At 57.1% G+C, this 11,457-nt stretch carries 11 protein-coding genes; 5 read left to right on the forward strand and 6 right to left on the reverse strand.

Annotated elements, in window-relative coordinates:
* Positions 1 to 24 precede the first annotated feature (24 nt).
* Positions 25 to 1,071 (reverse strand): hypothetical protein, encoded by a 1,047-nt coding sequence (locus tag GRX76_RS14180; RefSeq protein ID WP_160153912.1) that lies wholly within the window; start codon positions 1,069 to 1,071, stop codon positions 25 to 27.
* Positions 1,072 to 1,575: 504 nt separating this feature from the next.
* Here GRX76_RS14180 and GRX76_RS14185 point away from each other — a divergent pair.
* On the forward strand, positions 1,576 to 1,947 hold the full coding sequence (locus GRX76_RS14185) for an HPF/RaiA family ribosome-associated protein (RefSeq protein ID WP_160153913.1): 372 nt from the start codon (positions 1,576 to 1,578) through the stop codon (positions 1,945 to 1,947).
* Positions 1,948 to 2,257: 310 nt separating this feature from the next.
* Here GRX76_RS14185 and gorA read toward each other — a convergent pair whose 3' ends face one another.
* Positions 2,258 to 3,619, reverse strand: a complete 1,362-nt coding sequence (gorA, locus tag GRX76_RS14190) for a glutathione-disulfide reductase (RefSeq protein WP_160153914.1) — start codon at positions 3,617 to 3,619, stop codon at positions 2,258 to 2,260.
* A 376-nt stretch (positions 3,620 to 3,995) separates the two neighbouring features.
* Between gorA and GRX76_RS14195 the strand changes: the two genes are divergently transcribed.
* Positions 3,996 to 4,544, forward strand: a complete 549-nt coding sequence (locus GRX76_RS14195) for a hypothetical protein (protein ID WP_160153915.1) — start codon at positions 3,996 to 3,998, stop codon at positions 4,542 to 4,544.
* A 129-nt stretch (positions 4,545 to 4,673) separates the two neighbouring features.
* On the opposite strand, the gene GRX76_RS14200 is transcribed toward GRX76_RS14195, so the two are convergent.
* The 4 genes from GRX76_RS14200 to GRX76_RS14215 all read right to left on the reverse strand — a co-directional run bounded on the left by GRX76_RS14200 (position 4,674) and on the right by GRX76_RS14215 (position 8,999).
* Positions 4,674 to 5,900 carry a TIGR01620 family protein gene (locus GRX76_RS14200; protein ID WP_236250374.1) on the reverse strand — a complete coding sequence of 409 codons (1,227 nt, stop codon included), beginning with the start codon at positions 5,898 to 5,900 and terminating at the stop codon, positions 4,674 to 4,676.
* A complete protein-coding gene (locus GRX76_RS14205; protein ID WP_236250375.1) occupies positions 5,897 to 7,345 on the reverse strand; it encodes a YcjX family protein in 1,449 nt (482 codons plus the stop codon). The genes GRX76_RS14200 and GRX76_RS14205 overlap by 4 nt, the downstream gene beginning before the upstream one ends.
* 309 nt (positions 7,346 to 7,654) lie before the next feature.
* Positions 7,655 to 8,449, reverse strand: coding sequence for a GIN domain-containing protein (locus tag GRX76_RS14210; protein ID WP_160153917.1), 795 nt, complete (start codon positions 8,447 to 8,449; stop codon positions 7,655 to 7,657).
* Between the two features lie 130 nt (positions 8,450 to 8,579).
* Entirely contained in the window at positions 8,580 to 8,999 is a 420-nt protein-coding gene (locus GRX76_RS14215; RefSeq protein ID WP_160153918.1) for an HIT family protein, read from the reverse strand.
* Between the two features lie 368 nt (positions 9,000 to 9,367).
* Here GRX76_RS14215 and GRX76_RS14220 point away from each other — a divergent pair, with 368 nt between their 5' ends.
* The 3 genes from GRX76_RS14220 (at position 9,368) to tcdA (ending at position 11,437) form a co-directional block, all read left to right on the forward strand.
* Positions 9,368 to 9,799, forward strand: a complete 432-nt coding sequence (locus GRX76_RS14220; RefSeq protein WP_236250376.1) for a hypothetical protein — start codon at positions 9,368 to 9,370, stop codon at positions 9,797 to 9,799.
* A 220-nt stretch (positions 9,800 to 10,019) separates the two neighbouring features.
* Positions 10,020 to 10,484 (forward strand): peptidylprolyl isomerase, encoded by a 465-nt coding sequence (locus GRX76_RS14225; protein WP_160153919.1) that lies wholly within the window; start codon positions 10,020 to 10,022, stop codon positions 10,482 to 10,484.
* 125 nt (positions 10,485 to 10,609) lie between these two features.
* Entirely contained in the window at positions 10,610 to 11,437 is an 828-nt protein-coding gene (tcdA, locus tag GRX76_RS14230) for a tRNA cyclic N6-threonylcarbamoyladenosine(37) synthase TcdA (RefSeq protein WP_160153920.1), read from the forward strand.
* The last annotated feature ends 20 nt before the right edge of the window (positions 11,438 to 11,457 follow it).

Here is an 11,457-nt window from a genome sequence, read left to right on the forward strand (position 1 = left end):
CCATAAGGTCACATACAGAGTCAATCAGTCGAGCTGGGACAGCACATACTCGGGATACATCACCAGTCGCGGGCGGGACAGACGGCGCGCGTCAAAAATGAATACGTAGCGCTCACCATCATCCTCGGCGGGGATGGTGCGCCTGAAACGCCAGGAGTTCACCCGATAGGTTTCCCTGCCCGCGTGCACCGGCGCCACCAGCTTGTACTGATTTTCACCAAGAAATTCAAACTCAAGATCTTCTTCACCGCTGGCACGCAGCATCAGGCGCCGGAACGTTTTCTTGCCTTCGTCCCCTTCCGCCAATTCACCGAGCAGCTTGTCCAGTCGCTCGCGCTCACCGCGCACATATTCAACCAGCTCCGGGTCTATTTCACGTTCAACGGCGCCCACCGCCGGGGCACTCTGCGCCACCGGATCTGCAACCGGGGGCTGCGCACTAACTTGGGGCGCAGCCGGCGTCAGGGCCGCCAGGCTAGGCTCGGGAATGCTGGGTTTTGCGAGAGGCTCCGGGCTCCGCACCGGCTTAGCTGCAGCCGCCACCTTCTGCTCTTCCGCGGAGTCCAGCATGGATTTAACCATTTTATCCACCAGAGCCTGCTGTGACGCGAGACGGGACTTGCCGTCGGCTACGGAGGACCGGGACTTCTGAAGCCGCGTCTGCAGCTCGCCAAAGTTCGACTGGATGATTTCCACGCGGCGATTGCGGCTGTCAACACCGCGCTCCGCCATGTCGTAGGCATGCTTGGCCTTGTGCAAGGCGCGCTCGGTATCCGTATTGGGTGACAACTTGTGCTCTCGCTCCGCCGTCTTGAGCTCTTTCAGGCTCTGCTCGTGGTTAGCCCGGGCTTTAGACAGAGACTCCTGGGCACGCTCCAACTTGTAGTCGTACGCGAGCATTTCGTTCTCGACATCTTCGAGCTCTACCAGTCGGTTTTCCATGGACTGCTCCATACGCGCAAGCTTGTTCTGCTCCACGGTCAGAGAAGACGCGGCCTGAACCGACGCACACCAGCCAACTACCCCCAACACGCCCGCAAAGAACAGCGAGCAGCTACGGTTTACCGCCATAGTCAAAAGTCCATTGTTTGATTTTTTTACTTCGAGAAGCGCATAAAAGAGTCATTGCGCACACTGCAGGTACAGCCCTGATAAAAACAGGCACACGGTAACTCGCGCAAGAGCTGCCAATTTACCTCAGACTCCAAAACACAGCAATGACCATGCCAACAAGTTTGGGAAACATAGAGTGACAGGCACCGCAAAACGGCACATTCGCACTTCCAAAAAAGTTCCCCCGGGGCTAGCAAATTTTTATGACATTTTATTGATTCGAGAGCTTGATTTTTTTTTTGAGAATCGCATTATGGGTTACAGGGAGTTAATCCTGACCCAGTTGAAAACCGACCCGGGCGCAAAACACCAATTCCGCTGCCAAGGCAGCCACCCGATCTGCGACCTCTGGTGATTCGGTTCCAACTGAGCGGCTTCTCCCTATAGGGCGCCCTACCTTATATCTCAGCAAACCGCGCATCGCGGCCTGCATGGATTCCTTATAACCGGAGGTATGTGCCCATGAAATCTGCGCCTTACGATAACATCGTGTTCCGTGATATCGACAAATCTGCCGCCCTGGCGGACACCGTATCTAAAAAGCTGAACAAGCTGGAACGTTATTGTGGCGACATCATACGAAGCCGTGTGGTCCTCGAAGCCCCCCATCAACACAAGCACAAAGGGAAGCAGTACAAAGCTTCCGTGGAACTTGCCCTGAGCGGCAATCCGGTCACCATTACCAACGAAAGCGACTCCATCCACCGCGCTGTTAACGCCGCGTTCAGCTCCGCAGAGCGCTGCCTGAAAGAGCGTGGTGACCGCCACAAAACCCGCCGACACCAGATGCCGGTGCTCGACACCCCCGACGCCCTCGACGAGTCTATCGAGTGAGTTAAGTGGGAGTTAGTCTGGGGCCGATCTTGAGCTAGCACTCTGAGAGTCCGTTATTCAAGAGTCCCTTATTAGAGAGTCCCTTACCGGGACATTCAAAAAACGCCATTTTGAATACCAGGGGGAGATTAAAAATTCACCCAAGGCATTCAGCGGGAGCTTCCAGCCCCACGCTGAAGCCAGCGCCGGTAACTGACCCAATGCTCGACGCCACTCGAGCAAGGAGGAACCAGAACGCAAAAGGCTGTGATCGGGCGACCCGTCACAGCCTTTTTTTATTCCAGCGACATAACGTCTGTGCGTTAAGACGTCACTCCGCAACCGGGGTGCGCATGGTGACAAACTCCTCGGCCGCCGTAGGGTGGATCCCGATCGTTTGGTCAAACGTGGTTTTGGTAGCCCCGGCCTTCATTGCCACCGCCAACCCCTGAATAATCTCCCCGGCATCAGGGCCCACCATGTGCACCCCGATTACCTTGTCGCTTTCCCGATCCACCACCAGCTTCATCAAAGTCCGCTCATCTCGCCCACTGACCGAGTGACGCATGGCCCGGAAGTCCGATTTGAAGATCACTACCGGAATACCTGCCTGCCGAGCTTCCTCCTCCGTCAAACCGACCGTACCGATATTCGGCTGGCAGAAAACCGCTGTCGGAATATTGTTGTAGTCAATTTCGGCCGTTTTGCCACTCTGCCAGTGCTTCACCAGCGCCATCGCCTCCGCCAGTGCCACCGGCGTCAATTCAGGGCCTCCCGTTACATCACCAAGGGCATAAATCGAAGTCACACTACTACGAAAATTATCATCGACCCCGATAGTGCCATCTTTATGTACAACCACCCCCAGCGACTCCAGGCCCAGCCCCTGTGTATTGGGTTTGCGGCCGGTGGCATACAGCACGGTATCCACTTCGAGGACCCCGCCATCGGCAGCACATACCTTCAAGCTGCCATCCGCCTGCTTCTCAATCGCAGTGACGTCGTGGTTGAAATGCAACTGCACAGACTTTTTGCCGACTTCGTCGCGCACAAATTTGCGCACATCCTTATCAAAGCCCCGCAAAAACAGTTCGCGTCGATAAGACAGGTGCGTTTCTGCACCGAGGCCGGCAAAAATACCGGCGAACTCTACCGCGATATAACCACCGCCAACGACCAGTACCCGGCGCGGGAAATCCTCCATCGAAAACACCTCGTTGGAGGTGATGACATGTTCGCTACCGGGAAATTCCGGCACAAACGGCCAACCGCCAGTCGCCACCAGAATGCGCTCTGCGGTATAGCTGTCACTACCAACCGTCACCTGCTGGCGCCCCGAAAGCTTTGCCCGGCCGTCAATAATCTGCACACCGGTATTATTGAGAAGGTTGCGATAAATACCGTTAAGCCGACCGACTTCCTTCGCATTATTGTCGCGCAATCTTGACCAAACAAAGTTGGCACCTGACTGCCCTTCCCAACCGTAAGCCGCCGCGTCTTCAAAGGCCTCACTGTAGCTGCTGGCATATACGAATAGCTTTTTGGGCACGCAGCCCACATTGACGCAGGTCCCTCCCATATAGCGGTCTTCGGCCACCGCCACCCGCATTCCCGCCGCAGCAGCCATACGCGCTGCGCGCACACCGCCAGAGCCCGCACCGATGACAAACAAATCAAAATCAAACTCAGACAAAATTCACTCCTGTTACCGGCAGCCTGCGCACTTTGCGAAGGCTGGCACTCAATCTCAATTCCCGACCTTTCGCTGGCAACGCAACCGAAGCCGCCCACAAAATATACTGTGCCCCCACCAAAATTCCCCCAGCTACCTGCTGCAACGCGAGTGCAGACAGGGGCGTACAAACTGTGCAAATTTTCAGCCGCAGGTGTATCAATGCTCGATTACTACACCGAAAACGCATCAAGAAACGTGTACCAGTTCGTCAAATAGCACATTAGTGACAAACGGTGCTTAAAAGCCGTTGACATAAGACCGTCGTTTCGATATTCATGTGATGTTTATCACAATAACAAGCCTGATAGCGAAAACAACAGTAGGGCAGCTGAAAATGAAAACGCCAGTATTCTCAACAACACACTCCAATCAAACAACCTCCCCAGCCAAGCGCGGAAAGCTGTCGTTCAAAGCTGCAGTGATGATGAGCTTACTCGCTGTTGGCAGCACCGCTCACGCCAAGAGCCACCCGTCTTACCTTACCGACAGCTATTGCGATGGTCTGGTAGAGCAGTTCGTGGACTCCGGCATGCGTAGCCTGGGAAAATATATCAACGAGAACTTCAAGCCGGAATATAAGGGTGGTATTCGTAACACCATCAACTTTCTCAACCAGCGCTCGGAATGGCTTGGCGAGTGCAACGACTACCTGAACGACACCAACCAACACTATGTATTCCACGACGAAAAGAACACCAAGGCGATCTTTGATGCAATGAACGCACTGGCCAAGGAATTACAACTGGTGCGCGAGGGTGTCGAGTACCCGGACGGGGCTGGCAACAACAACCCTCTCCCGTTTGTTAAAGGCCGCTTTGAGACACTGGCCAAACTTGTTGACCAGCACCACACCAGAATGCTGATGAAAAAGCAGTTTCAGTAAGCGCCACGAATATCGTCGCTCACCTACTGCTACATTCGCTCGGGGTTCAACACTGCTGAAACACCACCCTGGTGTTGAACCCTAAGCCGCCACTCCCTGCCCAGTTCATTTCCGAATCTGCGCAGACGGCTACTTTCTAGGACTTTTGGGCTTGTTTACCGACACCACATCCGCCGGATTTCCCGTAAATGGGGAGCCAGCTTCAGGCCACTGCACCTGGTTGCGCCCAAGAAACCGCTCCTTCAGGCTCGCTGCAATTCGCTTGGTAAGCGCCCCCAGTTTCGGGCGCTGCTTTTCAGAAAACGGAATAGGCCTGCAACTGTGCACCGCGGCGAGACCAATCCGCGCCATAAACAGGCTGGCACCCATACCCTGCCCCAGCCGCGCAGACACGGTACTCAACATACTGTCGCCGACCAGCTCCGGCCACAATTCGCTCACGGCATATTCACTGGCGCCACTATAGGCGACCAGTGCCAGAATCTTTTTAAACAGCCGCCAACGCACCACGATAGACGGGCGAACGCCATAGATTTGCGCCACATCATCAATCATCCGCATGGACTGCCGCAGCGCCACCAATACATCCAGGGTGGTAAAGGGACTGAGCCCCACCAGCGCGCCGGTGGTCGTAGCGTGGCGAACGATACGTCGTAACGCCTCCTGGTCCAGGGCCTCGAAGAAATTCAGCTCCAGGTGGCGAAGCAACTCACTATTGTCGTAGTAATCTGGTGTTTCCGCCTGTACCCGGGACAGCAAGGCACCCTGCGGCTTGCCCGCGAACAGTTCTCGCAACTGCCGGTTCAGAGGCTCTACCGCATCGGTCGCGCGACTATCGCGCACCTGCGCCGCCAGCTCCTGGGTTTTCTGCAGCTCCCGCAACGGCCGGCCGGCACGAAAATATTCCCAAACTGCACTGACCATGGTGAGCACCAGAGCGCCAATAATCACCCCTGCGAGGGCGCCAAGACTCCAGTGCATCTCGGCAGCCCAGTAGAAAAACTGGCGCAACTCCCAGAATACCGCTCCGAACGCCAGCGCCAGTGCCGCAAGCAACGCGGGCTTCCAGAGGCGTAAACGAAATACCGGCAGACGCAGCTCGGAAAACGAAATTTTGTCGGGGAGGGATTCCCCCGTCGTAATAGAGCGCGGCAGCTGATCAGGCTCTTCTGCGAGAGATTCCACCCGGGTACTGGCACGATCCCGCGCCGGTGGCTCTTCCAGGTCCAGGTTTTCGATACGGGTCTGGCGGCGCGGGCGGGTTGTACTTTCGGCCCCGGCAATCCTCGCAGAGGCTGCGGAGGTCGATGACTCTTCCGGAACCTTGCCACCTTTTGATTCAGGGTCTGACTTCACACTTTATCTCCCAACAGCAAATTCAGCAGTGCATCGATGCGAATGTGGGGCATATAACCCTCACGGCCGATCCCCATCGGCGGGCGCAATTGAGGTGGTAAACCGCCGGAGTAATGCTGCCATTCACCCTCTTGCGGCAGGTGTGCCATGATTTCGGCATTTTCAAACCCGAGATAACTGCCGTCCATGGCGTGCCCCACGAGCATGCGCCTGCCATCGCGAGCGCTTTCATTGGAACAGCGCACCGCGGCAATGGCCTCACAGTACAGCGGCAACCCACGGTGGCGCGCACCGGAAAATACCTGTTGTAGCTGCTGCCCCAGTAACTGGCGCAGCGCGTCGTGATCTGCGGCCAGTACCTGATCGACTTTGGTCGCCGCAAAGACCAGTCGATCGATGCGCGGCCGCCACAGCTTGCGCAGTATTCCATTGCTGCCGTAACGGAATGTATCGGCAATATGTCCAAACGCCTTGCGCATATCCTCCAGAGACTCTTCCCCGGCAAACAGCGTACTGATCAAATCCACCAGCACCAACTGGCGATCGAGGTGCCGGAAGTGGCTGTCGACAAACGGCGATACCTGCTCATCCACATACGCCTGATACCGTTGGGCGAGCACCTTGTACACGCTGTCTTCCGGCAATGCGTTCAGTTCCGCCAACGGCTGGTGCGAAAGCGCCGGTAGCGGAAAAAATCCATATTCGTCATTGTCCAGCAGCGCCCGTCCCGGCTGCAGGTAACTCAATTTGCGCTCGCGGCGACAGTCGCGCAAAAACTGCCGATAGTTCTGCCACAGGCTATCCAGCTGACGTGGGTCCGCGGTCGCATCTGGCGCCAGGTCTCGAAGCTGCGCCAGTAATTCTGGCGCAATATCCGCTCTCGGCGCGCTGTCGAGAAGGTCTCGCTGATGCCGGCACCAGGTGGCGAAATCCATCCGCAGCAGTGGCAGGTCCATCAACCACTCGCCGGGATAATCGCGAAATTCCAGGATAAGCTTTTGACGATAATTCCGACCCAGCCTGCGCCCCTGGAGGTGGACGTGTAATTCCAGTGCCGATAGGTCACGGGTGGACTTTGGCCAGCGCGGTGGGTTGGCGGTGAGGGCGTCCAGGCATTGCGGGTACTCGAACAGCGGTAGTCCGGTATCCAGCGCCGGATGAAGCTCGGCGCCCAGCAGCCGGCCGTTTAACGCAGGGGCAAACCCCGGCAACTGGGCCCTGTCGGGGTGACTCAATTGATAGATAAGACTGGTGATTAGGGTAGATTTACCCGCACCACTCAGGCCGGTAATGCCGATACAGATCCGCTTGTCCAGCAGCCTCTCCGCGGCCCAGTGGGACTTATCGCGCGCCTCTTTGCGCAGCTGGCGCCACTGATCCCGCAGTTTCTGCAGGCGACCAGTTTCATGAGAAGCGCCTGTGGCTGATTCATCAATACCACTCAAGGCTGATCCCCCCAGGTTGAGGCTGTTCGAAACTGATCCCATCGAATTTGAGAAACTCTCAGCATGTATCTGTAATTAACCAATTCCGCTCCCTGACTCCGAACAAGATTTACCCACCACCGGATGAGACATACATTGAGACATACATAAAGTATTTCACCCTCAGGAGATGGCGCTAGATCGCGACCATTTCAACCCTGAAGTTTACACACTGGCGCTTTTCCGGGGCCCGCCACACTTCGCCACCCCAAAAAAAAGCGCGAACCGGAAAGGTTCGCGCTTTTTTGCGGCTTATACGTCTACCGGGCTTCAATCCACCAGCGCCACATCCCCAGAACCCATAACGGAGAAGGATTCACTGGCGGGACGCTTGAGCACGATATCGCCGGATCCCATCACTGCACCCCCGGCTTTGGTCGCGCTTAGGGTACGTCCCATGAAATCCCCGGAGCCCATCACCGTGACGTTCAGATTGGCCACTTTGCCGCCAATGGCCATATCACCGGAACCCTTGATCTGTGCGGAGAAATCTTCGCCGATAAAATTCTCCATTTTGATATCGCCAGAGCCGGTGATGTTCGCTGCACCATTCACCGCCAGCACCGTGGCCAGGAATATATCGCCAGAACCCGTCACACCTGTGCTCAGGGACTCTGCCGCCACTTTCTCCACGCGGATCAGGCCGGAACCAGTGACTCGCAAGTCGAGCTTTTCGCTCTCCAGGGTGTCCGCATGGGCATCACCAGAGCCCGTGACACGAATGGCGCTGACCACCGGAAGGGTTACGCGAAATTCCACATCAGGCTCTGTACTCACGGTCACCACACCCAGCAGGCTTTTGCTGTTGGCCTCTACCGAAAGCTCCAGAGTACCGGAATCGGCATCCACCTCCGCTTTGGCGTGGGTCAGGTCTTTTTCAACACCGTGGGCGGTCACCGAGAAAGTAGCGCCCTGCACCACCTTGAGGTCAGCGCCTCCCTTGAGGGCGATGGCCGTGAAACCATCCAGCGCAAATGACCGGCTGGCATCCTGCGCATGGGCAACGCCCGCCCCCAGTGTAAGAGCGAGCAAAAGAGATGAAAAAAACGACAATCTGGAGAACATGATCAGAATACCTGTTTATGTTAATTGCTACTGTGACGCCAGAAGCGCGGCATTTGGATGCAGCCACCACCTTTTTTTTAACGGATCAGCGGCCACAACTCACTCGGAGCTGCCCCGTGCTACCCCGCGTTCAGTCCGCACTATCCCGGTATCCCAGTGCAACCAGCGCTTCACGCAACTTGGCGGCCTCTGCCGCCAGCACCGCGGGCTCCGCGGGCTTTTGCAGGGAAAAATCCAGATCCGCAATCTCGTTGATGGGCACCAGGTGATAGTGCGTATGCGGCACCTCGATACCGGCCACCATTACCCCCACCCGCTTGGGCTGGTATACCTGCTTCTGGGCCTTGGCCACCTTGCTCGCCACGGCCATCAGGTGGGCGGAAGTGTCTGCCGGCACATCGTCCCAGTGGTTGATCTCCTCCACCGGAACCACCAGGCAATGCCCGGGCTTGATCGGCGCTATGGTCATAAAGGCCACAACGCGCTCGTCGCGCCACACGAAATGTCCTGGCAGGTCGCCGTTCATGATCTGGGTGAAAATACTCGCCATTGGATGCCTCACATAAGAGCTGGACAAACACCCTGGCCGTCCACCGGAGGCCGCGGGTAAAGAACCGGAAACCAACTAGTCTACCAGCGGCCGCAGAATCTGTACCAGTGAAGCAACAGACAACGCCCTATAGCACCAAATTAAACGCATTCTCAACAACCCGTGGAAGACTGTGACAATTTCACGCAGATTCGTTGGCAGGGGTATGTCCTTCCCGTAATCTTGCCGCCCATATCGCGACAGGCAGCCCCAAGCCCTCGCCGAAGACCGGTCTCACACCTCCGGACACTGCGGCGAACGTCAAGAATTGAGGCAAAACGGGCGCCGCCGCAACGCACTGATTTACCATCTCACAGGGGGATCTACCAATGCCGAGAGTTGTATCCAGCAGTACGCAAAAACTAGCGCAGATGCCGCTGGTCGATCATTCCGGCAGCGCCAGCCAGGGTATTCTGCAACAGCTCGGCGGCCGCCAGTTTGTCGATGACACCGTCGGCGAGTTCTACCAGGCCATTGGCAAGTATCTCGCGCCCCAGGATACCGAAGACCACGGCAAGCAGCGCAATCGCCAGGCACAGTTCCTGAACCACGCACTCTCCGCACAGCCAGAACCAATTCATAGCGCTCGCGCCAGTTTCCTGGCGCGCGGCCTGAACCCGGCACTGTTCGAAGCCCTGCTGGAATACCTTGAGGCGCGGCTGCTGGAACTGGGCTTTTCCCCCTGCTTCAGCCAGCAGCTGGTAACCACCGCCAGCGACCTGTACGACAGCTGCGAAGCGCCCCTGTCTATCGCCTGTTGAGGCACCGGGGCCCGTGCCAGCCCCCACTCCTGTCATCCGCCCCTGAGCCACCCCTCCCCTCCCACGGCTCAGCCGCGGGTAACCCGGCCCCGCGCCTTCGGTTGCGGGCGCTGGGGTCGCCCCATACAATGCACCCTCACACAGCCTTTAATCCCCGTTTGCTTTTCCTTCTGTAAGCGGTAAGCGCTACAACTCACTCTCAAGATACAAGAGACTGCTAATGAAAATTGCTAACCACAGTGTGGTGGAGATCAACTACACCCTGAAAGACGCCGAAGGTACCGTGATTGACTCCTCCGAGGGTGGTCAACCGCTGAAGTACCTCCAGGGTGTGGGCAACATCATCCCCGGGCTGGAGAAGGAAATGCTGGACAAAAGCGCCGGTGACAAATTCAACGTCGTGATTGCCCCGGAAGAAGCTTACGGCCCGCAAAATCCAGAGCTGATCCAGACCCTGCCCAGCAGCGCCTTTGGCGGTGTAGAGAAGCTGGAGGTTGGCATGGCCTTCCGCGCCCAGAGCACCGACGGCCAGCCGATCGAAGTGGAAGTTATCGATGTCGATGGTGACCAGGTAACCATTAATGGCAACCACCCGCTGGCGGGTGTCGAGCTGCACTTTGATATCGAAGTGGTTTCCGTGCGCGAAGCGACTCCGGAAGAAGTAGACCACGGTCACGTACACTAAGTACGCAGACCTGGTGGGGCGCCACCGGCGCCCCGCTCTCCCTCTCGGCCAATCCCAGCTCTGCGGCGCAATCGCCTTTTACCTTCTCGGGAGCCTTCTCGGGAAGCAGTTCCGGACATCACCCCATGCCTCTCTCCACGCCAGCCAGCAGCGACTCCACCTCTCCCCTCAGCGACGACTACCAGCAACGGTTTGGTGGCATTGCCAGGCTTTATGGTGTACAGGCGCTGTCAAAACTACACGCGGCTCATGTGGTCGTCATCGGTATTGGCGGGGTGGGCAGCTGGACTGCAGAGGCCCTGGCGCGCAGTGGTATCGGGAAATTGACACTCGTCGACCTGGACGACATTTGCATCACCAACACCAATCGCCAGATTCACGCACTGGCGGATACTGTTGGCGATATCAAGGTGTCGGTGATGGCGGAACGGTTGAAGGCGATCAATCCGGAAATTGTCGTGAACACCTGCGAAGACTTTATTGCCAGCGACAATTTTGCGGAAATTCTCGCACCCGAACGGGAGGCCATCGATGTTGTCATCGATGCGTTTGACAATGCGCGGGTAAAAGCCGCCCTGATTGCCTACTGCAAGGCGCGCAAAATCCGTTTGATTACCGTCGGCTCTGCCGGTGGTAAAAAGAACCCCGCGGGCATTACCTGCGCGGATCTGGGACGCACGGTCAGCGACCCAATGCTGGCGAAGGTGCGCCAGCACCTGTATCGCTTTCACAACTTCCAGAAATCCAGCAAACGGCAATTCGGGATCGATGCGATCTATTCCGCGGAGCCGATGGTTTACCCGCAGCCGGACGGCCAGGTATGCCAGCAGAAAGGCGCCATGCAAAACGGGGTAAAACTGGACTGCAGTGGCGGCTTTGGCGCGGCCACCATGGTGACGGGAACCTTTGGATTTGTGGCTGCATCACGGGCCATTGAGCGGATCTTGCGCTAAACCGGATACGGCGAAACAAT

It is taken from the genome of Microbulbifer sp. ALW1 (genome assembly GCF_009903625.1).
GTDB lineage: Bacteria > Pseudomonadota > Gammaproteobacteria > Pseudomonadales > Cellvibrionaceae > Microbulbifer.

What these genes read in the sequence shown, in the direction of transcription:
- GRX76_RS14220 (WP_236250376.1), top strand. Translation starts at nt 9,368, where the DNA reads ATGCCGAGAGTTGTATCCAGCAGTACGCAAAAACTAGCGCAGATGCCG.
- GRX76_RS14215 (WP_160153918.1), bottom strand. Translation starts at nt 8,999, where the DNA reads ATGGCGAGTATTTTCACCCAGATCATGAACGGCGACCTGCCAGGACAT.
- GRX76_RS14225 (WP_160153919.1), top strand. Translation starts at nt 10,020, where the DNA reads ATGAAAATTGCTAACCACAGTGTGGTGGAGATCAACTACACCCTGAAA.
- GRX76_RS14180 (WP_160153912.1), bottom strand. Translation starts at nt 1,071, where the DNA reads ATGGCGGTAAACCGTAGCTGCTCGCTGTTCTTTGCGGGCGTGTTGGGG.
- tcdA (WP_160153920.1), top strand. Translation starts at nt 10,610, where the DNA reads ATGCCTCTCTCCACGCCAGCCAGCAGCGACTCCACCTCTCCCCTCAGC.
- GRX76_RS14210 (WP_160153917.1), bottom strand. Translation starts at nt 8,449, where the DNA reads ATGTTCTCCAGATTGTCGTTTTTTTCATCTCTTTTGCTCGCTCTTACA.
- GRX76_RS14195 (WP_160153915.1), top strand. Translation starts at nt 3,996, where the DNA reads ATGAAAACGCCAGTATTCTCAACAACACACTCCAATCAAACAACCTCC.
- GRX76_RS14185 (WP_160153913.1), top strand. Translation starts at nt 1,576, where the DNA reads ATGAAATCTGCGCCTTACGATAACATCGTGTTCCGTGATATCGACAAA.